Raw genomic sequence first — 23106 nt, forward strand, 5'->3', positions numbered from 1 at the left:
CGGCCTCACTTCCTTCGACTACAAAACCAAGTCAGCTTCATATCGAACCAACAGCGCCATCTAAAGGTAGCCAGCAAACTAAGTCAACCGGTTGCTTGAACAAACTTCGGGTGCTAAGAAGCTGACGTGACGATTGACGACGCGCCACGCGATGCCCTCCGGGGCGGCCCCCGGGAGCTACTGCGCTGGGTGGCCACCGGTGCGGCCGTCAGTCGGGCCGACCTGTCCCGCCTCTCCGGGCTCTCCCCGTCGACGGTCTCCCAGCGGGTCGAGGCGTTGATCAGCCAGGGGCTGCTGGAGGAGGCTGGCGCAGGGCGGTCCCGGGGTGGACGGCGTCCCCGTCAACTCGCCGTGCCCACCGGCAGCGCGGTGGTCGGCGCCATCGACCTCGGCGCGCATCACGCCCGCGTCGGCGCACTGGATCTCTCCGGGCGGGTGGTCCAGGCCCGCACCCTGCCGGTCCGCATCGAGGACGGCCCGGAGGCGGTCCTCGGCGCGCTACTCGCCGAGGTCGCCACGCTGGTCGGCGGCGATCCGGCTGCCGGCGACGGGGTGGTGACCGGTGGCTCGGCGCCAGGTGCGCTCCGCGGCGTCGGCATCGGGATCCCCGGCCCGGTGCAGCACTCCACCGGGCGGATCGTCAGCCCGTCGCGGATGCCCGGCTGGAACGGCTTCGACGTCGCCGCGTTCTGCGCCAGCCGTGTCGACGTGCCGGTCGTCGTGGACAACGACGCCAACCTGATGGCACTCGGCGCGCACCGCACCGCGCATTCCGAGTTGGACCACGCCGTCTACATCAAGGCTGGCACCGGAATCGGCTCCGGTGTGATCTCCAGTGGACGGTTGCACCGAGGCGCGCAGGGGTCGGCCGGGGACATCAGCCACTGCCGGGTGGTGGCCGATCCCGCGCCACCGTGCACCTGCGGCAACGCCGGCTGCCTGGAAGCCGTGGCCAGCGGTGCCGCGCTGGTCACCGCGCTCCGGGAGCAGGGCGTGCCGGTCTCCGACCTGACCGGTGTGATCCGGCTGATCGACGACGGTGACCGACAGGCCACCGCCCTCGCCCGGCAGGCCGGCCGCGCCGTCGGCGAGATCCTGGCCGTGGTGGTCAACTTCTTCAACCCGCAGGTGGTGGCCATCGGTGGTCGGCTCGCCGACTGTGAGCCGCTGCTGGCCAGCATGCGGGCCACCCTCTACGAGCGGTGCCTCCCGCTGGCCACTCAGACCCTGCTCATCGAACGGGTCGCCGCCGGCCAGGACGTCGGCATCACCGGTGCCGCCCACCTGGTGATCGACCACGTCGTAGCGGCCGCCTGACCTCGCTCACAGCGACCCTCCTGATCACCCAGGGTGATCCGCCTCTGTGTTTCATGCCAGATCTATACGCTTTTGCGTGTGCGTCGGCACTGATCATCTTGACATTTTCCTTACAGGCAGTCACGTAGCCTTCCGGTGTTCCTCACCCACCCATGACTGCTCCTGGAGGTTCCGACGTGCGGATCAACGGACGGCTGCTCGTGCCGATCTCGTTGGCAGCGGTGCTGGCGACCGCCGCCTGTGGCCTGTCGGCACCGGCGTCCGGGCAGGCCGAAGTCCCCCAATCCGGCCCGAGTACGCAGAACTCAGCTCCGAGCCCCGACGGCACGCCGACCTCCAGCCCGACCCCGGACATCCCGACCGACGCGCAGGTCCCCACCAGGGCCGCCGGCACCTTCGCCACCGCCACCGGTAACGGTCGCGTGATCGGCAAGGGCAAGAAGCGGGTGCGCTACAGCGTCTCGGTGGAGAAGGGCATCGCCTGGGGTGACATCCCCGCCTGGAAGCCGGCCCGGTTCGCCGCGAGCATCGAGCAGGTGTTGGCCGCACCGAACGGATGGGCCACATCGGCGCAGCACCCGGTCACGAACGCGGCGGTGAACCTGAACCGGGCGTCCTGGTCGTTCCAGCGGGTCGGCGGCTCGACCGTCGACGTCGACGTGCGGCTCGCGACACCGAGGACAGTGGACAGGCTCTGCGGCGCGAGCGGCGTCGACACCGAGGGGGTCTACTCCTGCAAGTACGGCAAGACCATCATGATCAACCTACGGCGGTGGCTCCAGGGGTCACCGGGATACCCGGTCAGCATCGACGAGTACCACGCCGGCGTGATCAATCACGAGTTCGGCCACTTCCTCGGCTTCGCCCACATGAAGTGTGGCGGTCGCGGCAAACCGGCCCCGGTCATGATGACGCAGACGATGGGCCTGGGCGGGTGCGTGCCCAACGTCAAGCCGTTCGTCGGCAACGGGCAGTTCCTCAGCGGCCCGTGGGCACCATCCTGACCCGGTGAACCCCGCCCCGGCCGGCGGAGCTGCAGCGGCCGCCCTGTCTCAACGAAGCGCAGCGATTATGTGCCCGACGGAGGTAGACGGATTGCCATCCGGGGGCGGGTCGAGTCGATCAGCACGCTGACAGGCGTCCTCAATCCGGTCGCGGAAGTTGCCGAAGTCGAGCTTGGTCTTGTCCCAGGAGGGGTCGTGCTCCCGCAGCAGGTCGCGGGCTCTCTTGGCGTTCTCCACGAACCGGCTGCAGTTGCCATAGTGGAGCAGCAGCCACACCTCGAAGCAGGGGTTGGACCAGGCCAGATTGACATCAGCGTCTACAGCTTCGCGGGACGCCGGCTCGGTGGCGAAGTCATCGACGTCGCAGACGGCCCACGCTTCGTCGAAGTCGTCGCGCTGGCGGCGGCGCGCCGCACCTCGTACGACGTTGACCGGCGAGCCGCGTTCTGCCACGACGACCACCCGAGGACGCACCCACGCCTCCTGCTTGAGGCCGGTGAAGTAGTCCCGTTCCGTGGACTCACCGTTGGTGGCGATCAGCACGGTTGTCCGCTGCTCCCTGGTCGACGCCCGTCGTCGGAGGTCGGTCTCGCGGCCACGGCCGGACCGTATCGAGCCCGAGGTACGCCGATCACCCTGCCGGGGCGTCATCCGAGCCTCCACGTGTGGCAAGGGCCTGCTCGAACAGGTCGGTGGACAGGTTGGGAACTGCGCCGTAGTTGCCGTTCAAGTAACGGCGTTGACGGTTCTCGCCTTCTTTTCGAGGCTTGAAGTCGGTCAACGGATACAGCGAGGAGGCACCCTCGTTGTCCTTCTCCACGAACCAGATCTCATCGCGGCGGAGGATCTCCTCAGCGTCGAGGGTGCCGAGCAGGGCGGCATCGTGGCTGGTGAAGATGAGTTGGCCGCCAAGCGGGTTCGCGGCCGGGCTGCGGAACAGGCTGATGAGCTTGGCGGTCAGGATCGGGTGCAGGCTCGCATCGATCTCGTCGATCAGCATTGTGGTGCCGGTACGTAGCATCGCTGCGGCATGCAGACCCAGGGTCAGTAGTTGCCGGGTGCCGGTCGACTGGTCCTGCAGGTCGAGCAGTGCGGTGCCGTGCGGACCCTGATGAGCGAACTGGACGCGGGGCGAGGGCCGGATGGCCGCGACGGCTCTTTTTAGTCGGTCGCTCAATCTCCGGGCTGGTAGGACGGACCAGTCGGCCTGATCATCACCCGAATCAGGAGCGATAACGACGTCGACGATCCCCACATCGGCAGCCTGCAACAGGTCAACGACCAGGCGGCGTACCTCATCGGCATCCGCTTGGCCGATACGGACGAGGGCGGACAGCCCGGAGGTGGGGTCAGTCCGTTGGCCTGTCAGGTAGAACCACCGGTAGGTGTCGTGCAACGGCTGTGGGTTTGTCGGATCCGGTTGGGGGCGGCTCTGGCCAAAGCGCGCGACAGTGCTGAGAAATAGAGCTGTTGGCGCGGTGATGCCAGCGATCTGCTCCAGGTCGCTGCGCCGGCCCGACTCCTCGCCCCAGTTGAAGGCGTCACCGTCTCGCTCGAATACGCGCCGCCGGCGCCCCAGCGGATAGTGGTAGAGCCACTCCTCCAGCACCCGGTCGTCGTCGATCGTGAAGCCATAGGTGTGTCTGACTCCGCCGAGCCGAAGGTCGACGACATAGCGCGATGGCTGGACGGCTTCCTCCGGATCCAACCGGAACGGTTCCCGGGACAGGCCCACGCCGGGCTCGACCGCCCGGTCGGACTCCACGACCAATTGCCGCATGAACGCCAGCGCGCCCAGGCAGTTCGACTTGCCCGACGCGTTGGCTCCGAAGATGCCGACGATTTGGACCGCCTGCGGAGCCGGCTCGTCGGTCTCGGCCCCGTCGCCGTAGACGGGCGTCAGATTCAGCTGATGCTCGTCGCGAAACGAACGATGGTTGGCGAAGCGGAAACTCAGCAGCATTGGCCGCATGCCCCTAGCTCGTGGGCGGTTACAAGTACATCTCTGCGAGTAAACCACGAGAAGGCGGCAGAAAGGGCCGACGCAGGCCAGCCGTGCCGCTGGCGGCGCTCTTGGTCACGGCGCATGCCGTCAATGCCGAAGCTGCGCGCCTCAGGCCCGTGAGTACTCGGCGGCCGTGCGCTCCACGTCGGCGATGAACTCTTCGAGCTGCGTCTCGGTGGGATCGCGGTCCTGAAGCAGCTTGCCGAGGAATACGATCTGCATCTTGAGGGCGATCTCAGGGCTGAGGTTGTCGATCAGCCCGACCTCACCGAGGGCCGCGCGGACGAGCGCTTCCATCTCCAGGGTGGGCAGCGACTCCGCGCCCGGAAACTGAGTACGCGTCTCGGCGACGAAGCGGGTGACATCGGTAGGGGAGTGAGCGCTGGAGGAATGGTCGTTGACGGCGATGGCGAACGCAGCACTGATCATCTGGTTGCCGCCACCCCAACCGGATTTCTCCAGCCCGCTCAGGAGCTGGTCCACCGCGCCCCAGTCACGCCGTGCCATCGCGCGGATCAGGTCGCTGAACTCAATCCGTGCGCTCAAGAGCAGCTCATACGCGGCTGGCGAGGTCTGCCGCCTCGACGAGGAGCGCGGCCAGATCTTCGTCGGAAATGGCGCCGTCGCCCAGAATCTGCAAGATCACCAGACCCTGAACTCGTCCGGCCATCTGGGGATCGATGTCCGTCTCGATGCCAGGGTCCATTGCGGCGCGGATCAGCCGCTCGGCCGCGTTGGCGTCGATCTCTGGTGTGCCGACCGGTGTGCTTGCCCGCATGTCGGCCACGAACCGCATGATCTCACCAGGCGTTGTCCGCTCGTCGAAGCATCGGTTGACCGCGAAGTAAAAGACTGCGCCGAGCAGGGTCGGGAAGCCGTCCCAGCCAAGCTCGTCTAGGCGGGCCTCGATCCGGTCGTTGGCTTCATGGTCGCCTCTGATCATCGTCCGGATGTAGTCGACCATTTCAGGGCTGCTCATCAGATCGCTTCCTTTCGCGGCGCTTCTTTGCCATGTTCCAGACCCCTCGAAGTCCCACGACGACCGCGCCAGCAGCCATGATGACTGATGTGACGGGGTGTTCCAACTGGGGACGGTCAGCCGGCGTGCCGGGGTTGGCGGGGGTCGACGTCGTGCTACCAGTCGAGCCGGAGCCCTTCAGGCTTTTCTGTAGCTCGCGAAGGCCAGTGGTGATCGACTGCTCGGTCTGCTTGAGAGTGTCCTCGGAGTCGTCTGCTTTCTTGACGTGACGGCGGAGGAACGCCTCTGCTTTGCTGCTGCGGCCTTCGGCTTCCTCCACCAGCCGTTCCCCCGAAGGTGATGCGGCATCGTCTGGCCCGGATGATGCGGCGCCGGGGGCGATGGTGTTGACGTAGCGGGTGATGTGCCGGGCGGCGGCGGCCAGGAGGCGGGCGTAGCGGCCGGCCTTGTCGCGGGCCACGGCGGCGTCGGTGGCGGCTGCCCGCAACTGCGGGTCGCTGCTGCCTCGCTGGACTTCGTTCAGGAGGGCCAAGGCATGCTCCGCGTCCGTGCGGGCGCGCAAGGCCGTGATGGCGGCGGCGTCGAGCTTTCCACGTACGGCGAAAAGCTGCGCGACGAGTTCGCCGATGCTGCCGCTCATCCGAGTTGTTTGAGGTAGCGGGTCGTGTGTTCAGCAGTGTTGACGAATCGGCGGCGGGTCGGCTCAACCTCTGCACTCGCGGCGGCAAGTGCCTGGTGGATAGCTCTCACGTCTTCGTCTCGGCTGTCGTGCAGGGTGGCTTCTGCCGCTGCGGTCGCTGCGTTCGCTTCAGCGGAGGCCCGATCGAAGACCTCCAACCCTTGGTGGGCCGCTTCGATGGCGGCACGCAGGGCTACCTTGATTTCGCCGACGCTCATCGTGAAGTTTGATTGTTCAGCCGAGCACGCTGATGTAGCGGCGTGCCGCCTCCGAGCTGCCCTGCACCAGGGCCATGGCTTCGGCCAGGCGCTGCTTGCTCTGCTCGCCTCGGGCGATGGCTTCGGTGATGGTCGGGTGGCCGGTGCCGGCGGCGATGGCGCGCAGCCGGGCCAGCATCTGTTCGGTGTTGTCGGCGGCTGCCCGGATCTGATTGATTGTGGCGTGGCCCTGCTCGGCGGCCTGTATCAGCGCCGCCTTGACTTCCTCGATGCTGGCCATGCCGCCTCCGTCTGCCGATCGCGCTAACGGTTCACGTCTGCGTGGTCGGACGGACACTATCCGACAGGAAGTCGGCACGCAGCCCTGCATCCACGAGCCAAGATCAGGTAGCGCCATTATGGATGGGATGTCCGGTGCGGTGGGCGACGGTAGCTTCACAGGGTGCACGAGAACACGACAGGCGAGCCGGGGCCATGGCGGATTCTGGGCGAGCGGACGGTGTATGAGGACCGTTGGCTGCGACTTGATCTGGTCGACGTGGAGCCGCCAGGACTCGAACCCTTCGCCCACCATGTCGTTCGGCTGGATCGTGTCGCCGTCGTCGCCGTGCTTGACGAGCACGACCGAGTTCTGATGTTGCGGCGCTACCGATTCATTCCTGGTGAAACAAGATGGGAACTGCCCGGCGGCATCGTCGAACCGGGCGAGGAGGCGGTAGCGGCGGCAAGCCGGGAAGTGGAGGAGGAAACCGGCTGGCGGCCATCGCCCCTGACCCGTGTGGTCACCTACCAGCCGATGATCGGCATGGTCGACTCGCCACATGAAATCTTCGTTGGGCGTGGTGCCACTTATGTCGGCCCGCCAACGGACGCGGAGGAGGCCGGTCGTGTCGAGTGGCTGCCGCTGAGTGACATGCCGGACCTGATGGCGCGCGGCGAGTTGGCGGGGTCGGGAACCTTGGTCGCCATCCTGCACGTCATCGCTGGCCTGACGCGGAATCTGTCAAGCCCTTGATCCGATCTATCCGGCGTCGGTATCGCACAGATCCGGTCAGGTTCACCAGCGAGCCGGCTTCCCGTAGATGAGAGCGGGCCTCCTCACTTTCTCCCCGAACCAAATGCGCCTGCGCGAGATCGCAGCGCATTCCCGCTGCGGCTCGTACAAAGGTGTCGTCCATCGCGACCAAAGCAGCCGACAACTCGTCGATTGACCGAGGGTCGCCCAGCAGCGCCAGCGAATGTCCCCGCCATCGGCGGAGGTGAGTTTCGTCGAGGAAAATCCCTGGCAGATTGGGGTCGCGAACTCCCGTGAGGCCTGAGAGATGTCGGCTCGCTCGGTCGAGGGAGTGGCGGCAGTCGTCCGGGCGTCGGCTGAGCGCCCACAGCTCTGCTTCGGCGGCGGCCAACCAGGACGACAGTCGAGGCGACAACCGACTTCCTCCGCAAGCCTGTGCTTCCTGCACGAGCTGCGCCCCCAGCTCCGGTCGACCGGCATCGGCCAGGACGTATGCCTGCTCGCCCATCGCATGGGCGAGGTGAAGCGGGTCGTCCGCCTCCCGCGCGGCGCTCTTCGCCAGTTCGTAGTGGCGCCAGGCGCGATCCGCCGCTCCGACATCGAGGGCCTGCCACGCCGCGAGCGATGCGGCTTCTGCCAGAGCGCGGGCGAGCGGTTGCCTGGCAGATGGCAGCACGGTAAATGACAGGTTCTCCTGAAGACGGGACAGATGGCTCTGCATCTGGTCGACAAACTGCGCTGCCCCGAGCTGACGGTCCATGGTGCGAAGGAGTTCCGTCTGATGCCGAAGGGTGTGCACCATCGATTGACCGACCGAGTGCGAGGTGTCGAGTCGTTCGACCAGTCGAGCGTAACCGTTCCCGTCGTCGCCAACGGGCGCGTTATCGGAAAATAGTTCTTCATCGGTCGTGCCGAGAAGGCTCCGCAGGATGGCCGCGTAACTGCTGGAGATCTTCCGCCGATTGTTTTCCCACTCGGAGACGTAGACGCCGAGGCTGCTGGTGGAGGCAATCCTAACCATGCGTCGGCGGCCGTACTGCTCGATCTCGTGGACCAGCCTTGCCTGGGACCAACCCCTGGCAAGACGAGCGCGACGCAGGTGATTCGCCATAGCCCCCTGCCGATCGATGATGGCGGGTTCAGCTTGCCGTAACCGTGTCCCTATTCCAAGTGGCGGCGGTTAACAGCATCGGGTTAACCCCTGTTGTCTATCGCAGATCCACGACACCCGGTCTGCTTTGGGCAGCACTCCGCTGCTGTACCGCTGAACAAGCTACGGCGATGGGGTGGGCGACGCCGTCTGATCGATGCTGCTCGGGCGACATCGCCTCCAGGGTCACCTGCCGAGGAGGGCACTGTCGTGCGCGCGTTTCTCCGTCATCTTCGGGCCGAGCCACCCCGGCCGGCGCCCTATCGGGCGGCCAACTACGTACCCCTGAAGCCCTGGCAGGTCCGCGGACGCCGGTTCACCCGCCGTGGCCGACGGGGCGTGGACGCCGTGGAGGTCGCCGAGTTCCTCGACCGGGTCGCCCACGATCTGGCCGAGGTGTACGCGGCGCTGGGCAGCAGCCGACGGGAGACCGAGCGGATCAAGGACGCGCTGGAGCGCTGGCAGTCCCAGCGGGCCCGCGAGGACCTGGCGGCCCGCCGATGAGCGCCCGCTGGGTGGCGCACCTGCCGTTCGCCGCCGCCGACCTGCCGGCCGCCCAACACTTCGCCGGCACCCTGGCCCGCTCCCTGACCTTCCTCACCGAAGTGGACGCGGGCGAGACCACGGTGTCCGCCGAGGACGCGCAGGGCGTACGCCATCGGGTGTTCTGTGACCTGCCGCTCGACGGCGGTAGGCGGTGCGTGCGGCGGGTGGAGCACGACGGTGACTGCGCTGCCCGGCGGTGTCGGTGAACGCCGTGCCCGTCGTCGTCTGCCCGGACTGCGACGGCATGACCTTCACGCTGGAACCGTGCCGGTGCACCACCTACGGCGACCGGTTTCTCGCCGACGCCGACGCGCTCGGGCCGCGCCGGGAGGCGTACCGGAGCTGCGAGCAGTGTCGCGGCGCAGGCACCGTCGCGTACCCCTGTTATCGCTGTGGGCGCCGCGGCCGGCGGCGGGCGCAGCTCGTGGTCACCGTCGCCAACCTGGACACCGGCGCTGTCGCGTCCCACCAGGTCGTGCCCGGCGGCCTCGACCCCCGCCGCGACCCGGCGGGCCACTGGGTGGTCGACCTTGCTTCCCGGGTACGCGAACTCGCCGCCACCGTCGGCGCGGTCCTGGACGAGGCCGACGCGCCTTCGCTCTGGCTGGACCGGCAATGGCGACCCGACCTGCCCGCAACGCTGCGGCAGGAGCTGGAGGCTCACGCCATCCTGCGGGCCGATCACGCCCCCTGGCGGCTGGTGCTGGGCCGATCCACCGCCCCGGCGACCGCCGACCCGACCGCACGGCTGGCCCGGCTGTGTACGCTGGCCGACCTGCTGCTGCTCGACCTGGTCGTCGAGGCCCGCCGGCAGGATGCGGGGTTCGGTTGGGCCGTCCGGTACGAGGTGCCCGGCTCCCCGGTGCCGCTCGGGTCGCCCGGCTGGTGCCGGGATCTGCCGGAGGTGTTGGCCTGCACCGACGTGGCCAAGGCGCTCAGCGGCCTTGCCGAGCGCGGCCTGACCGCCCCCGCCCGGCTGCTGCGGCCCGACTCGCCGCGCCCACCCGCCGCTTCGGTCGTGGACGTCGACCAGCTCGAACGCCGTGTGCTCGCTGACTGCGTCGATCCGGCCGGTGGCGACGAGTTGCCCGGCGCGCAGGCCCTGTGGCGGGAAGGCCGCTGGTGGCACACGACTCTGCGCGCTGCAGAGCCGGTGGAGACCCTCACGGAGCAGCCCACCGGCCAGGTCGTCCGCCGTGTGCGGGTGCCGGTGAGCCGCGGCTACGAACCGCCCGACCCGCCCTGGCTGGGTGAACCCGTCGAATGGCGGCAGTGCCCGGACTGCCGACCGCACAGCCGGCTACGCGCCTGCGACTGCCGGCTCGGCGGTCGCGCGGCCGACCCCGACTGCCCGCACTGCTGCGGCGCCGGCCTGCGCCCGTCAGCGCTGCACTGCTTCACCTGCGGCGACACCCACCGTCTGCACCAGACGGTGGTGGTAACGATCACCGACCTGCGGCACCGGGTGGTGCACCTGGCCTGGCAGGCCGGCACGCCCGAAGTCGCACCGCTGGTCGCCACCCAACCGGGCGGCAAGCCCGTCGTCCAGCTTCCGGACCGTTACCGGCTCGGCTCCTGGGCGGCCGTGCTCGGCGCGCGGCCCGACGACCTGGCCGACGCCGACGGCGGGCAGCAGATCAGCAAGGACCTCCGCGACGGTTACGTCACCCTGCCCTGGGCCGGGGCAGACCCGGTCGGGGAGCACGTCCGCAGTGCAGGCCGGGGTACGCCGGCTGGCCGTCTAATCGTGGTGGCGACGTCTCCCGACGCACCGCCGCTAACCCAGTTGCTGCGGCTCGCCCTCGGCCTTGACCTGGCCCTCGTGGTGGCCGTGTGCGACCTGCGGCACAACGCCGCAAACCCACTGCTGGCCGACGGATTGCGCTGGTCGGTCGAGGTGAAGCCACTTGACGCACCTGTCCGCCCCGACGACTTCCCGCACCGGCCGAGTCTGGCCGCCGCGCTCGCCTGGTGCGTCGAGTGCCTGACCGACGCCGTCGCCGGGGCCGCCCCAACCGACCCGACCTCTCCGATATCGGTGCCCTGCTCGGGGCCGCGTGACGTCGTCGACCCCGAGCAGGACCTGTTGCGCCTGGCGGCCCGGCACGCCGGGCAGGTGATCACCGTTCGCTTCACCCGCGCCGGCTGCACGGTGCACCGGCACGACGACGACGGCGTACGCCTCCTCGCCGAAGCTCCCGACCTGCGCGATCTTCGGTTGACCTGAGGGCTGAGGGAACATATGTTCGATCACGTGGGGCGATCTGAGGTGCGCCGGGCTTCTCTACCGGCTCCGCGTGGCCGGTGGGCCGGGCTGCCAGGACTTGCCTCTACGATCAGGGGCATGGACCGGGTGACGGTGGAGCGGGCTGCGCTGATCGCGCTGCTGCGGCAGCCGGACCTCGGCTGGTCTGACGTCGTGCACGACATTCAAGAGGTCGGCACCGCGCTGGCAGTCCTGCGCCGGGTCGTCGGGCAGACCGACACGCTCTTTCCCGACACCCGCTCCGTCGACTCGCTGATCGAGGCGGCGGCCGGCGACCTCGCGGGCTGGTGGGCCGAGGGCATCACCGTGCGGGCCTTCTTCGACGACGACTACCCCTCCCAGCTGCGTGACATCCGTGAGATGCCGCCAGTGCTCTTCGCCCGAGGTGAGTCGCGCCCCGACGCTCGGGCCATCGCTGTGGTCGGCAGCCGCGAAGCGAGCGATCGAGGAGTCGAGATCGCCAGCTCGGTATCAGAATCGCTGGCCCGCCGTGGGGTGACGGTGGTCAGCGGTCTGGCGAAAGGAATCGACACCGCGGCCCACCAGGCGGCACTCGCAGCGGGGGGCCGCACCGTCGCGGTCATTGGCACCGGAATTCGTCATCACTACCCGACGGTCAACCGTGCGCTCCAGGAGCACATCGCAGAGGTTGGGCTGGTGCTCAGCCAGTTCTGGCCCGATGCCGCCCCGACAAAGCAGAGCTTCCCGATGCGAAACGCGGTGATGAGCGGCTACGCCGCTGCCACCGTGGTCATCGAAGCCGGTGAACGCAGTGGAGCCCGGATCCAGGCGCGGCTCGCTCTTCAGCACGGTCGGCCCGTGGTACTCACCAGTCAGGTGATGCGACACGACTGGGCACGCGCCTTCGCCGCCCGGCCTGGCGTCCACGTCGCGCACGGGACGATGGAGCTGGTGGAGGCGGTCGACGCCATTATCGACCGTTCACCGGCTGCGGCCGAGTTGGAGGGCTTTCCTGATTTCGCCAGCCTCTGACCCGTGGGCCAGGGTCCGGGAGTACGTCGAGACCCAGCGGAACTTCCTTCGAAATCCCCTGCCCATCCTCCCCTGGATCTGCCCGACGTGTCGCGGTGTCCGCACTGCTGGGTTCGACTACTGCTACCCCTGCCAGGAACACCAGACGGCTTCTGGTGGCCTGCTCGCCGACGTGGTCGCTCCAATCGCTTACTCGCCGCGTACCGGTCAGCATCATCACCACCTGCGTGTGTACAAGTCCACGCCAGGGTCGGCCCAGGCTAGGTGGAATCTGCTCGCACTGCTGTTGCTGTTCCTGCAGCGGCACCTTGACTGCGTCGCTGACCGGATGGGCGGTGCGCCTACCCACGTGGTGGTCGTGCCGAGTACCCGGGGCCAGTCTCACCCGCATCCCCTGCAGGATCTGATCGGCGATCGTCTTGGACTGCCGTGGCTCACGGCGCTGTCCAACCCCCGCCACGGATCTGAGACGCGGACGTTCCAGCGCGACTGGTTCACGGTCCAGCCTCCGGTCGAGAGCGTCAGCGTTCGGCCGCTGGTTCTGGATGACACCTGGACGACAGGTTCCCGGGCGCAGTCGCTGGCGTACGCGTTGAAAAACGGTGGCGCGTCGTCGGTGGCGGTCGTGGTGCTCGGGCGGCACATCAGGCCGGAGCATGTGGCATCCCGACCGCTGCTGAAGGCGATCGAGGATCCGATGTTCGACCCGGCTAAGTGCGCTGTAGAACGTTGATGTCGGGGTGTCCCGTTCGACGGGATACCCCGACATCACGGATGTCGGCAGTACGGGCGGAAGCGGCTTTCTACTCCGGGACGCGACGGTAGGCGCCGTCGCTGGCCGAGGTGGCCATCGAGGCGTACGCGCGCAGCGCCGCCGACACCGGCCGCTGCCGATCGGTCGGGGTGTACGGCTTGTCGCGCTTCTCCTCGGCCACCCGGCGGGCCTCCAACTCCTCGGCGGGCACGTTCAGCTCGATCGACCGGCCCGGGATGTCGATGACGACCTCGTCGCCGTCGCGGACCAGGGCGATCAGCCCACCGGAGGCCGCCTCGGGGGAGACGTGCCCGATGGAGAGCCCCGAGGTGCCACCGGAGAAACGGCCGTCGGTGAGCAGCGCACAGGAGCGGCCGAGCCCGCGGCCCTTGAGGAACGAGGTGGGGTAGAGCATCTCCTGCATGCCGGGGCCGCCCTTGGGCCCCTCGTACCGGATCACCACGACGTCCCCGGCGACCACCTGCTTGGCGAGGATCGCGGTCACCGCGTCGTCCTGCGACTCGTAGACCTTCGCCGGGCCGCGGAAGGTCAGGCAGTCGTCGGGCACGCCGGCGGTCTTCACCACGCTGCCCTCGGGTGCCAGGTTGCCGTGCAGGATGGCCAGCCCACCGTCGGCGGAGTAGGCGTGCTCGCGGTCCCGGATGCAGCCGCCGGCCGCGTCGGTGTCCAGCGACGACCACCGGTTGGTGGTGGAGAACGGCTCGACGGTACGCACCCCGCCCGGAGCGGCGTGGAACAGCTCGACAGCCGTCGGGGTGGGGGAGCCGCCGCGCACGTCCCAGTCGGTCAGCCACTGCGCCAGCGAGGGGGAGTGCACAGCCCACACGTCCCGGTTGAGCTGCCCGGCCCGGTCCAGTTCGCCGAGGATCGCCGGGATGCCGCCGGCCCGGTGCACGTCCTCCATGTGGTAGTTCGGCGAGTTCGGTGCGACCTTCGCCAGGCACGGCACCCGGCGGGAGATCGCGTCGATGTCGGTGACGCCGAAGTCCATTTCCGCCTCGCGGGCCGCGGCCAGCAGGTGCAGCACCGTGTTGGTGGAGCCGCCCATCGCCACGTCCAGGGCGACAGCGTTCTCGAAGGCGGCCTTGGAGGCGACAGTACGCGGCAGCACCGAGTCGTCGTCGCCGTCGTACCACCGCTTGGAGATCTCCACGACGGTCCGGCCGGCCTCGACGAACAGTGACCGGCGGGCGGCGTGGGTGGCAAGCGTCGAACCGTTGCCGGGCAGCGCGAGCCCGATCGCCTCGGTGAGGCAGTTCATCGAGTTGGCGGTGAACATGCCGGAGCAGGAACCGCAGGTCGGGCAGGCGGAGCGTTCGATCTCACCGAGCTGCTCGTCGGTGACCGCCTCGTTGGAGGAGGCGATCATCGCGTCGATCAGGTCGATCTTGCTGTGCACGACGCCCTCGATCGCCATCGTCTTGCCGGCCTCCATCGGGCCGCCGGAGACGAAGACGGTCGGGATGTTGAGCCGCAGCGCGGCCAGCAGCATCCCGGGGGTGATCTTGTCGCAGTTGGAGATGCAGACCAGGGCGTCCGCGCAGTGCGCGTTGACCATGTATTCGACAGCGTCGGCGATCAGCTCACGGCTGGGCAGCGAGTAGAGCATGCCGCCGTGGCCCATCGCGATGCCGTCGTCGACAGCGATGGTGTTGAACTCCCGGCCCACCCCACCGGCCTCGGCGACCGCGTCGGCGACCAGGCCACCCATGTCCTTGAGGTGTACGTGACCGGGCACGAACTGGGTGAAACTGTTGGCGATGGCGACGATCGGCTTGCCGAAATCGTCGTCGGTCATCCCGGTGGCCCGCCAGAGGGCCCGGGCGCCGGCCATCGTCCGACCGTGTGTGGAAGTCCTCGACCGCAGCTCAGGCATGCATACCAGCATGACACCGTCGACGCGCCGGCCCGCCCCCGTATCTGCCGTGTCCCAACAGATGCACACTCAGCCCCCCATGACGTGCGCCCATCCGGCACTCTTGGAGGCGTGCATTTTCCACCGGGCATGGTCGCTGTCGCGGCGCTCAGCGGGCTCGTCGCCGCGGTGGCGGCCGTGCTGCTGACCGTCGTCGCCCGGCGGCGGGCGGTGCCGCGTCGGCCGGCACACGTGCTGCTCGCAGGCGCCGCCGGAGTTGCCCTGCTCAGCCTCCTGGCCGGGGTGGTCGCCACGCTCAGCGCGAACGACCACTGGGCCCACGAGCAGGGGCAGCGCACCGGTTGGGCGACGATGGTGGCGATCGGCACGGCGGTGAGCGGGCTGGCCTTCGCGGCTGGTCTGCTCCGGCTGCCCGGGGTGGCCGCCACCGCGGCCGGAACGGCCCGGCTCGCCCTGGACGGCCTGGTCATGGCGGCGGCGCTGTGGTTCGTCGGTTGGGTGCTCTTCTCCGAGCCCACCCGGTTGCTCGGTGCCGCCACCCCGATGGCCTGCCCGGCGATCCTGGTGGCCACTGTGAGCGCCGCGCTCAGCGCCGGGCTCGTCGTGATCATCGTCTTCCGGGCCGCCACCCCACGTCGACGGCTCGCCGCGCTCGGCGCCGGCATCAGCGCGGTGACCTGCGGTGGGCTGGGTCTGAGCGCCGGGCTCTGCCAGGCCGGGCCGACAATGGCGCTGACCGGTGCGGTGGTGCTCGCCGCCGGCCTGCTGACCGTGGCGCTCACTGTTCACCGGGCCGACCGGCCGGGGCAGATCGACCTTGACCTGGTCGGTAGCGACGGCGAGTACGCGATCGCCCCGATGCTGGCGATGGCCGCCTCGGCCATGTACCACCTCGCCCAGGACGGCCGGTTCACCGCGGCGGGCATCGTGGCCGGCAGCGTGGAGGGCTTCGCCCTGGTGGCACGGCAGTACCTCACCCTTCGCGACGTCCGGGCGTACGCGAGCCGCCTGGCCGAGCGGGAGGCGCACTTCCGTGAGCTGGCGCACACCGATCCGCTGACGTCACTGGCCAACCGGCGCGGGCTGCTCCGGGCGCTGCACCACAACGCCGCCGACCACAACCCGTGTGTGCTGCTCGGTCTGGACCTGGACGGCTTCAAGAACGTCAACGACATGCGGGGCCACGACGTGGGCGACGCCGTGCTGGCCGAGGTGGGCCGGCGGCTGCGCGGCAACCTGCGCCCCGGCGACGTGGCCGCCCGGCTGGGTGGCGACGAGTTCGCCGTACTCATGCAGGGCCGACCGGTCGAGGCGGACCGGGTCGCCGAACGACTCCTCGGGGTGATCAACCGCCCTTACGACCAGCCGGAGGGGCCGGTCTTCCTGTCGGTGAGCATCGGGGTGGCCGACTGGGCCGACGAGCCGGACGTGGAGTTGCTGCTGCGCCACGCCGACCTGGCGTTGCGCTACGCCAAGCAGCGTGGCAAGAACCGGATCGAGCGGTACGACGCCGCGTACGACCAACTGCTGCGCCGGCGTACGACTGTGGAGCACGAGCTGCGCGGCGCGATCGACCGCGACGAGCTGCGGTTGGCGTTCCAGCCGGTGGCGTCGCTGCCGTCGGTGCGGCCGGTCGGCGCCGAGGCGCTGCTCCGCTGGCACCATCCTGAGCTGGGCAACGTGCGTCCGGACGAGTTCATCCCGCTCGCCGAGGAGTGCGGCATGATCGCCCCGCTCGGTGCCTGGGTGCTGCATCAGGCCTGCTACCAGCTCTCCCGGTGGCTGGCGGACGGGCACGACGTCTGGGTGTCGGTCAACGTCTCCCCGCGCGAGCTGCACGCCCCTGAGTACGTGGTCCAGGTCGCCGAGGCGCTGCGCGCCCACCACGTGCCGCCGCAGCGGCTGGTGCTGGAGGTCACCGAGCACGCGGTCGCCACCGACCTGGACGAGCTGATCCGGCGGCTGACCGCGCTGCGGTTGACCGGTGTCCGGATCGCGCTTGACGACTTCGGGGCCGGCTACTCGTCGCTGGGGCAGCTGCGCCGGCTGCCGATCGACATCCTCAAGATCGATCACAGCCTGGTCGCCGAGCACGAGCCGGTCCGCCCGGTCGGCCAGGACGGCCCGGCGTTCGCCCCGATGGTCGACATCGTCATGCGCCTGGGTCACCAGTTGGGGCTGGAGGTGATCGCCGAGGGGGTGACCACCCCGACCGAGTTGGCCGCGGTGGTGGCGGCCGGTTGCCGCTTCGGCCAGGGCGCGCTCTTCGGCTGGGGGGTGCCGGCCGAGCACCTGGAGGCGATGCTGGAGGCGGCCACGTCACCGGGTGCGCGTCCCGCTCCGGTGCCCGCGCCACGCCGCGTTCCGGGCATGTCCGGGCAGCTCACCCCGCCCGCCGATGGCGCGTCGCCGGTCGACGCGCCGACCTCCGTTAACCAACATGTGGGATCAGTTGACTCATCGCGTGAGATGCGTCAGGCTTAGCCGCATGTCGTCGTACCGGTCGCTGCGAGTACTTACCTGAGCGCACTCTCCCTCACCGAGAGTGCGCTGGCCCCGTGCATCTGCACGAGGGCCGTTTTTATTGCCATCGGAACCTGGCGAGCGGGCCCCGCCCGCGTCGCATCGCTTGACTAGCCACCAGCCACTCCAGCCGAAGGCCAGAACCGCCATGACGAGACCCACGCCCGAGACCCTCGCCCACACCGCCCGCCGGGCCCGCGCGACCGCCGACCCGACCGTCGACGTCGACCAGGCCGCCACGCGCACGGCCAACCCGGCCGCCCCGGCGGTACGGCCCGCCGCCGCGACCCCGATCTCCGGGGCCGGCTCGCTCGTGCGGTCCCTTGAGGCGCTCGAGGTCGACGTCGTCTTCGGCATTCCGGGCGGCGCGATCCTGCCGGCGTACGACCCGCTCTACGACTCGACGGTCCGGCACATCCTGGTGCGGCACGAGCAGGGCGCGGGGCACGCGGCGACCGGCTACGCGCAGGCCACCGGCAAGGTCGGGGTCTGCATCGCCACCTCCGGCCCGGGGGCGACGAACCTGGTCACCCCGATCGCGGACGCGTACATGGACTCGGTGGCGATGGTGGCCATCACCGGGCAGGTGGCCAGCCCGTTGATCGGCACCGACGGCTTCCAGGAAGCGGACATCCAGGGCATCACCCTGCCGATCACCAAGCACAACTTCCTCGTGCAGAACGCCGAGGAGATCCCCCGGGTGCTGGCCGAGGCGTTCCACCTGGCCAGCAGCGGGCGACCCGGTCCGGTGCTGGTCGACATCCCCAAGGACGTGCTCCAGGCGTCGACCACCTTCTCCTGGCCGCCCACCCTGGACCTCCCCGGCTACCGGCCCACCCTGCACCCGCACGGCAAGCAGATCCGGGAGGCGGCGCGGCTGATGGCCGCGGCCCGACGCCCGGTGCTCTACGTCGGCGGCGGGGTCCTCAAGGCCGGTGCCACCGACGGGCTGCGGCGGCTGGCCGAGCTGACCGGCATCCCGGTCGTCACCACGCTGATGGCGCTCGGCGCGTTCCCCGACTCGCATCAGCAGCACCTGGGGATGCCCGGCATGCACGGCACCGTCGCCGCGGTCTACGGCCTGCAGAAGGCGGATCTGATCGTCGCGCTCGGCGCACGCTTCGACGACCGGGTCACCGGCAAACTGGACTCGTTCGCCCCGGACGCGGTCGTGGTGCACGCGGACATCGACCCCGCCGAGATCGGCAAGAACCGGCACGTGGACGTGCCGATCGTCGGCGACGCCAAGCACGTCATCGACGAGCTGATCGCCGCTGTCACCGCCGAGCGGTCGTCGGGGCGCACCGCCGACCTCGGTGACTGGTGGACGCAGCTGAACGACCTGCGCGACCGTTACCCGCTGGGCTACGACGAGCCGGTCGACGGGACCCTGTCCCCGCAGTACGTGATCAAGCGGCTGGGCGAGATCGTCGGCCCGGACGCGATCTTCGTGGCCGGGGTGGGCCAGCACCAGATGTGGGCGTCGCAGTTCATCTCCTACGAGAAGCCGTACACCTGGTTGAATTCCGGCGGTCTCGGCACGATGGGTTACGCGGTGCCGGCGGCGATGGGCGCCAAGGTCGGCAAGCCGGACACTGTGGTCTGGGCGGTGGACGGGGACGGCTGCTTCCAGATGACCAACCAGGAGTTGGCCACCTGCGCGTTGGAGGGCATCCCGGTCAAGATCGCCGTCATCAACAACGGCAACCTCGGCATGGTCCGGCAGTGGCAGACGCTCTTCTACAACGAGCGCTACTCCAACACCGAGCTCGGCACCCACAAGCACCGCATCCCCGACTTCGTCAAGCTCGCCGAGGCCCTGGGCTGCGTCGGGCTGCGGTGCGAGAGCGCCGATGACGTGGACAAGACCATCGCCGCCGCCATGGAGATCAACGACGCCCCCGTGGTGATCGACTTCGTGGTCGGTAAGGACGCGATGGTCTGGCCGATGGTCGCGGCCGGCACCAGCAACGACGAGATCATGTTCGCCCGTGGCGTCCGCCCGGTCTTCGACGAGGATGACATTTAATGAGTGAGCGAAGCGAACGAATCATCAAGCTCAGTGATGCGCATGGTCATGCCATGACCGAGCGAAGCGAGGCCGTGGCATGACCATGCACACCCTGTCCGTGCTGGTGGAGAACAAGCCGGGCGTGCTCGCCCGGGTCTCCGGCCTGTTCTCCCGGCGCGGCTTCAACATCGACAGCCTCGCGGTCGGCGAGACCGAGAACCCGGACGTCTCCCGGATCACCATCGTGGTCAACGCGGAGTCGTCCCCTCTGGAGCAGGTCACCAAGCAGCTGAACAAGCTCGTCAACGTGCTCAAGATCGTTGAGCTGGATCCCCAGGTCTCGGTCGCCCGGGAGTTGCTGCTGGTGAAGGTGCGCGCCGACCGGGCCGCGCGGTCGCAGGTGCTGGAGACCGTCAACCTGTTCCGCGCCCGGGTGGTCGACGTCGCACCGGACACACTGACCATCGAGGCCACCGGCACCCCGGACAAGCTCGACGCGCTCCTGCGCGACCTCGAGGCCTTCGGCATCAAGGAGATGGTCCAGTCCGGGCTGGTGGCCATCGGGCGCGGCTCGCGTTCGATCACCGCCGGTCCCGCGCTGCGGGCCGCCTGACCCGCCACCGGTCGGCCTCGGCCGGCCGTCCGGCGCATTCATCCGCACAGACCACGACGGGCCGCCCCGGCCGTCGTACGAAAGGGAAGTTCTCATGAGCGTTGAGGTGTACTACGACGACGATGCCGACCTCGGCCTGATCCAGGCCAAGAAGGTCGCGGTCATCGGCTACGGCAGCCAGGGCCACGCCCACGCGCTGTCGCTGCGTGACTCCGGCGTCGACGTGGTGATCGGTCTGCCGGAGGGTTCGAAGAGCCGTCCCAAGGCCGAGGAGCAGGGCTTCCGGGTGCTCACGCCGGCGCAGGCCTCCGCCGAGGCCGATGTGATCATGGTGCTCGCACCGGACACCGCCCAGCGCGGAATCTACGCGGAGTCGATCGCCCCGAACCTCGCCCCGGGCAAGGCCATCTTCTTCGGCCACGGCTTCAACATCCGGTACGACCTGATCAAGCCGCCGGCCGACGTGGACGTGGCGATGGTCGCGCCGAAGGGCCCCGGCCACCTGGTCCGCCGCCAGTACAGCGACGGCAAGGGCGTGCCCTGTCTCGTCGCCGTCGAGCAGGACGCCAGCAGCAACGCCTTCGCCCTCGCCCTCGCCTATGCCAAGGGGATCGGCGGCACCCGGGCCGGCGCGATCAAGACCACCTTCACCGAGGAGACCGAGACCGATCTCTTCGGCGAGCAGGCGGTGCTCTGCGGCGGCGCCTCGGCGCTGGTGCAGACCGGTTTCGAGGTGCTCACCGAGGCGGGCTACGCCCCCGAGATCGCCTACTTCGAGTGCCTGCACGAGCTGAAGCTGATCGTCGACCTCATGTACGAGGGCGGCATCGCGAAGATGCGTTACAGCATCTCCGACACCGCCGAGTACGGCGACCTCTCCCGCGGCTCGCGCATCATCGACTCCCGGGTCAAGGACGAGATGCGCAAGATCCTGGGTGAGATCCAGTCCGGCGAGTTCGCCCGCGAGTGGGTCGCCGAGGACGAGGCCGGCCGGCCCAACTTCACCAAGTGGCAGGCCGAGGGTGCGGCGCACCCGATCGAGGAGACCGGCAAGAAGCTGCGCGGCATGATGAGCTGGGTCGACCGCCCGATCACCGAGACCGCCTGACCCGTCCGACCGACGATCCACCGACAGCCCCTGGGCCGGCGCTCTCCCCAGCGCCGCCCCGGGGCTGCCCGGCATGCTGCCGCCCATCGATACGTCGGGCGGCAGTGTTCGTGCGCCACGACTCTCCCGCAGTGACCGGCTGACCAGCGCCGCCGGTGCTCGGCGCGGCCGGAGCAACCGTGTCGGTGCGGTGAACGGCCGATGTCCGGCGCTCGACCGGGCGTGTGAGGGCACTCACCCCGAAGACCGGAACACGCCGACCAGCGGGGCCCCTACGATCGCCTGTAGGTGCAGCAGCCGGCACCTGACGGCCACGGCACGGATCAGCGCAGGGCGCAGTGCGGCGCCCCCGCCGCCCGGGCCGATCGCATACACGACCTCTACGAGGACCGATGAACCCTGTCGTACTGATCGCCGAAGAACTCGCCCCCGCCGCCATCGAGGTGCTCGCCCACGACTTCGACGTCCGTCACGTCGACGGCACCGACCGTCCGGCCCTGCTCTCGGCGCTCTCCGAGGCCGACGCCGTCATCGTGCGCAGCGCGACCCAGATCGACGCCGAGGCGGTCGCCGCCGCGCCGCGACTCAAGGTGGTCGCCCGGGCGGGCGTCGGGCTGGACAACGTCGAGGTGCCGGCCGCCACCGCGCGGGGCGTCATGGTCGTCAACGCGCCCACCTCCAACATCGTCTCCGCCGCCGAGCAGGCCGTCGCGCTGCTGCTCGCCGTCGCCCGTAACACCGCGAGCGCCAGTTCCGCGCTCAAGGCGGGGGAGTGGAAGCGGTCGAAGTACACAGGCGTCGAGGTGCAGGGCAAGACGGTGGGCGTGGTCGGGCTCGGCCGTATCGGGGTGCTCTTCGCGTCTCGCATCGCCGCGTTCGGCACCCGGCTGATCGCGTACGACCCGTACATCCAGCCGGCCCGCGCGGCGCAGCTCGGCGTCCGCCTGGTCGGCCTGGAGGAGCTGCTGCGGGAGAGCGACTTCATCTCCATCCACCTGCCGAAGACGCCGGAGACGGTGGGGCTGATCGGTGAGAAGGAGCTGGCGCTCGTCAAGCCCGGCGTTCGAATCATCAACGCCGCCCGTGGTGGGCTGGTCGACGAGCAGGCGCTCGCGGACGCGATCGCCGAGGGTCGGGTCGCCGGCGCCGGTGTCGACGTTTACAGCAAGGAGCCGTGCACCTCGTCGCCGCTGTTCGCCTTCGACAACGTGGTGGCCACCCCGCACCTGGGCGCCTCCACGCACGAGGCGCAGGACAAGGCCGGTCTCGCCGTGGCCAAGAGCGTCAAGCTGGCGTTGCAGGGCGAGTTCGTTCCGGACGCGGTGAACGTGCAGGCCGGCGGTGTGGTCGCCGAGGACGTTCGGCCGCTGCTGCCGCTGGCGGAGAAGCTCGGCCGGGCGTTCACCGCGGTCGCCGGTGGGGTCGCCGCCAGCGTCACTGTCGAGGTCCGCGGTGAGATCGTCAGCCACGACGTTTCGGTGCTCAAGCTCGCCGCCACCAAGGGCCTGTTCAGCTCGGTGGTCGAGGAGCAGGTCACCTACGTCAACGCCCCGCACCTGGCCGCCGAGCGTGGCGTCGAGGTCACCCTGGCCACGCTGGCCGAGACGGCCGAGCAGCCGACCCTGGTCACGGTGCGCGGCGCGCTGCCGGACGGCCGGACGGTCAGCGTCTCCGGCACTGTCACCCACTCGGGCGCTCGGGACGTGCTGAAGCTGACCGAGGTGGACGGCTTCGACGTGGAGATCGGCGCGGAGGGCATCCTGCTCTTCCTGCGCTACGCCGACCGGCCGGGTGTGGTCGGCACTGTCGGTACCCTGCTCGGCGAGTCGGGCATCAACATCGCCGCCATGCAGGTGGCTCGTCGGGAGGCGGGCGGTGAGACGCTGATGACGCTCACCGTCGACCAGGCGCTCGGTGCCGACCTGCTCACGTCGGCCGCCGATTCGATCGGCGCCACGGCGGCCAGCGCCGCCGACCTGCGCGACGAGTAGTAGACGACAAACACCGTGGGGGGCCTGGCGATTCGCC

At 69.4% G+C, this 23106-nt stretch carries 22 protein-coding genes; 13 read left to right on the plus strand and 9 right to left on the minus strand.

Going from position 1 to position 23106, the window contains the following annotated elements; all coding sequences use genetic code 11:
* Positions 1 to 126: 126 nt before the first annotated feature.
* Both ACFYPG_RS26005 and ACFYPG_RS26010 read left to right on the plus strand, forming a co-directional pair.
* Positions 127 to 1317, plus strand: a complete 1191-nt coding sequence (locus ACFYPG_RS26005) for an ROK family transcriptional regulator (protein ID WP_387354166.1) — start codon at positions 127 to 129, stop codon at positions 1315 to 1317.
* Positions 1318 to 1493: 176 nt separating this feature from the next.
* Positions 1494 to 2321: a DUF3152 domain-containing protein gene (locus ACFYPG_RS26010; protein ID WP_387354167.1), complete on the plus strand. Its 828-nt coding sequence runs from the start codon at positions 1494 to 1496 to the stop codon at positions 2319 to 2321.
* Positions 2322 to 2369: 48 nt separating this feature from the next.
* Here ACFYPG_RS26010 and ACFYPG_RS26015 read toward each other — a convergent pair whose 3' ends face one another.
* From ACFYPG_RS26015 to ACFYPG_RS26045, 7 genes are all read right to left on the minus strand, one after another.
* Entirely contained in the window at positions 2370 to 2864 is a 495-nt protein-coding gene (locus ACFYPG_RS26015) for an RloB family protein (protein ID WP_387354168.1), read from the minus strand.
* 88 nt (positions 2865 to 2952) lie between these two features.
* Positions 2953 to 4284, minus strand: a complete 1332-nt coding sequence (locus ACFYPG_RS26020) for an ATP/GTP-binding protein (protein ID WP_387354169.1) — start codon at positions 4282 to 4284, stop codon at positions 2953 to 2955.
* Between the two features lie 150 nt (positions 4285 to 4434).
* Positions 4435 to 4872 carry a hypothetical protein gene (locus tag ACFYPG_RS26025; RefSeq protein ID WP_387354170.1) on the minus strand — a complete coding sequence of 146 codons (438 nt, stop codon included), beginning with the start codon at positions 4870 to 4872 and terminating at the stop codon, positions 4435 to 4437.
* Between the two features lie 7 nt (positions 4873 to 4879).
* Positions 4880 to 5305: a hypothetical protein gene (locus tag ACFYPG_RS26030; RefSeq protein WP_387354171.1), complete on the minus strand. Its 426-nt coding sequence runs from the start codon at positions 5303 to 5305 to the stop codon at positions 4880 to 4882.
* The gene (locus ACFYPG_RS26035) at positions 5292 to 5945 is read right to left on the minus strand and encodes a hypothetical protein (RefSeq protein ID WP_387354172.1); all 654 of its coding nucleotides are present in this window, start codon (positions 5943 to 5945) and stop codon (positions 5292 to 5294) included. Before ACFYPG_RS26035 ends, ACFYPG_RS26030 begins: the two co-directional genes overlap by 14 nt.
* Positions 5942 to 6202: a hypothetical protein gene (locus ACFYPG_RS26040; protein ID WP_355005318.1), complete on the minus strand. Its 261-nt coding sequence runs from the start codon at positions 6200 to 6202 to the stop codon at positions 5942 to 5944. The genes ACFYPG_RS26035 and ACFYPG_RS26040 overlap by 4 nt, the downstream gene beginning before the upstream one ends.
* 16 nt (positions 6203 to 6218) lie before the next feature.
* Positions 6219 to 6482, minus strand: coding sequence for a hypothetical protein (locus ACFYPG_RS26045; protein WP_355005317.1), 264 nt, complete (start codon positions 6480 to 6482; stop codon positions 6219 to 6221).
* 162 nt (positions 6483 to 6644) lie between these two features.
* On the opposite strand from ACFYPG_RS26045, the gene ACFYPG_RS26050 reads away from it, so the two are divergent.
* On the plus strand, positions 6645 to 7217 hold the full coding sequence (locus ACFYPG_RS26050) for an NUDIX hydrolase (protein ID WP_355005316.1): 573 nt from the start codon (positions 6645 to 6647) through the stop codon (positions 7215 to 7217).
* Here the strand turns inward: ACFYPG_RS26050 and ACFYPG_RS26055 are convergent.
* Positions 7180 to 8328, minus strand: a complete 1149-nt coding sequence (locus ACFYPG_RS26055; RefSeq protein ID WP_355005315.1) for a helix-turn-helix transcriptional regulator — start codon at positions 8326 to 8328, stop codon at positions 7180 to 7182. The two genes, ACFYPG_RS26050 and ACFYPG_RS26055, sit on opposite strands and share 38 nt — an antisense overlap.
* A gap of 249 nt (positions 8329 to 8577) precedes the next feature.
* Here ACFYPG_RS26055 and ACFYPG_RS26060 point away from each other — a divergent pair, with 249 nt between their 5' ends.
* The 5 genes from ACFYPG_RS26060 (at position 8578) to ACFYPG_RS26080 (ending at position 12905) form a co-directional block, all read left to right on the plus strand.
* On the plus strand, positions 8578 to 8871 hold the full coding sequence (locus ACFYPG_RS26060) for a DivIVA domain-containing protein (RefSeq protein WP_387354173.1): 294 nt from the start codon (positions 8578 to 8580) through the stop codon (positions 8869 to 8871).
* The gene (locus tag ACFYPG_RS26065) at positions 8868 to 9119 is read left to right on the plus strand and encodes a hypothetical protein (protein WP_387354174.1); all 252 of its coding nucleotides are present in this window, start codon (positions 8868 to 8870) and stop codon (positions 9117 to 9119) included. The genes ACFYPG_RS26060 and ACFYPG_RS26065 overlap by 4 nt, the downstream gene beginning before the upstream one ends.
* Positions 9116 to 11140, plus strand: coding sequence for a hypothetical protein (locus ACFYPG_RS26070; RefSeq protein ID WP_387354175.1), 2025 nt, complete (start codon positions 9116 to 9118; stop codon positions 11138 to 11140). Before ACFYPG_RS26065 ends, ACFYPG_RS26070 begins: the two co-directional genes overlap by 4 nt.
* A 117-nt stretch (positions 11141 to 11257) precedes the next feature.
* Positions 11258 to 12172 (plus strand): DNA-processing protein DprA, encoded by a 915-nt coding sequence (locus ACFYPG_RS26075; RefSeq protein ID WP_387354176.1) that lies wholly within the window; start codon positions 11258 to 11260, stop codon positions 12170 to 12172.
* A gap of 172 nt (positions 12173 to 12344) precedes the next feature.
* A complete protein-coding gene (locus ACFYPG_RS26080; protein WP_387354177.1) occupies positions 12345 to 12905 on the plus strand; it encodes a hypothetical protein in 561 nt (186 codons plus the stop codon).
* A gap of 70 nt (positions 12906 to 12975) precedes the next feature.
* Here the strand turns inward: ACFYPG_RS26080 and ilvD are convergent, their stop codons facing one another.
* On the minus strand, positions 12976 to 14823 hold the full coding sequence (gene ilvD / locus ACFYPG_RS26085) for a dihydroxy-acid dehydratase (RefSeq protein WP_387354178.1): 1848 nt from the start codon (positions 14821 to 14823) through the stop codon (positions 12976 to 12978).
* A gap of 129 nt (positions 14824 to 14952) precedes the next feature.
* Between ilvD and ACFYPG_RS26090 the strand changes: the two genes are divergently transcribed.
* The 5 genes from ACFYPG_RS26090 to serA all read left to right on the plus strand — a co-directional run bounded on the left by ACFYPG_RS26090 (position 14953) and on the right by serA (position 23069).
* Positions 14953 to 17307 (plus strand): putative bifunctional diguanylate cyclase/phosphodiesterase, encoded by a 2355-nt coding sequence (locus ACFYPG_RS26090; protein ID WP_387354246.1) that lies wholly within the window; start codon positions 14953 to 14955, stop codon positions 17305 to 17307.
* A gap of 187 nt (positions 17308 to 17494) precedes the next feature.
* The gene (locus tag ACFYPG_RS26095; protein ID WP_355005307.1) at positions 17495 to 19375 is read left to right on the plus strand and encodes an acetolactate synthase large subunit; all 1881 of its coding nucleotides are present in this window, start codon (positions 17495 to 17497) and stop codon (positions 19373 to 19375) included.
* Between the two features lie 79 nt (positions 19376 to 19454).
* Positions 19455 to 19970 (plus strand): acetolactate synthase small subunit, encoded by a 516-nt coding sequence (gene ilvN / locus ACFYPG_RS26100; RefSeq protein ID WP_088991111.1) that lies wholly within the window; start codon positions 19455 to 19457, stop codon positions 19968 to 19970.
* Positions 19971 to 20064: 94 nt separating this feature from the next.
* Entirely contained in the window at positions 20065 to 21078 is a 1014-nt protein-coding gene (ilvC, locus tag ACFYPG_RS26105; protein WP_355005306.1) for a ketol-acid reductoisomerase, read from the plus strand.
* Positions 21079 to 21470: 392 nt separating this feature from the next.
* Entirely contained in the window at positions 21471 to 23069 is a 1599-nt protein-coding gene (gene serA, locus ACFYPG_RS26110; protein WP_355005305.1) for a phosphoglycerate dehydrogenase, read from the plus strand.
* The last annotated feature ends 37 nt before the right edge of the window (positions 23070 to 23106 follow it).

The sequence above is a fragment of the Micromonospora sp. NPDC005553 genome (genome assembly GCF_042871765.1).
Taxonomy (GTDB): Bacteria; Actinomycetota; Actinomycetes; order Mycobacteriales; family Micromonosporaceae; genus Micromonospora.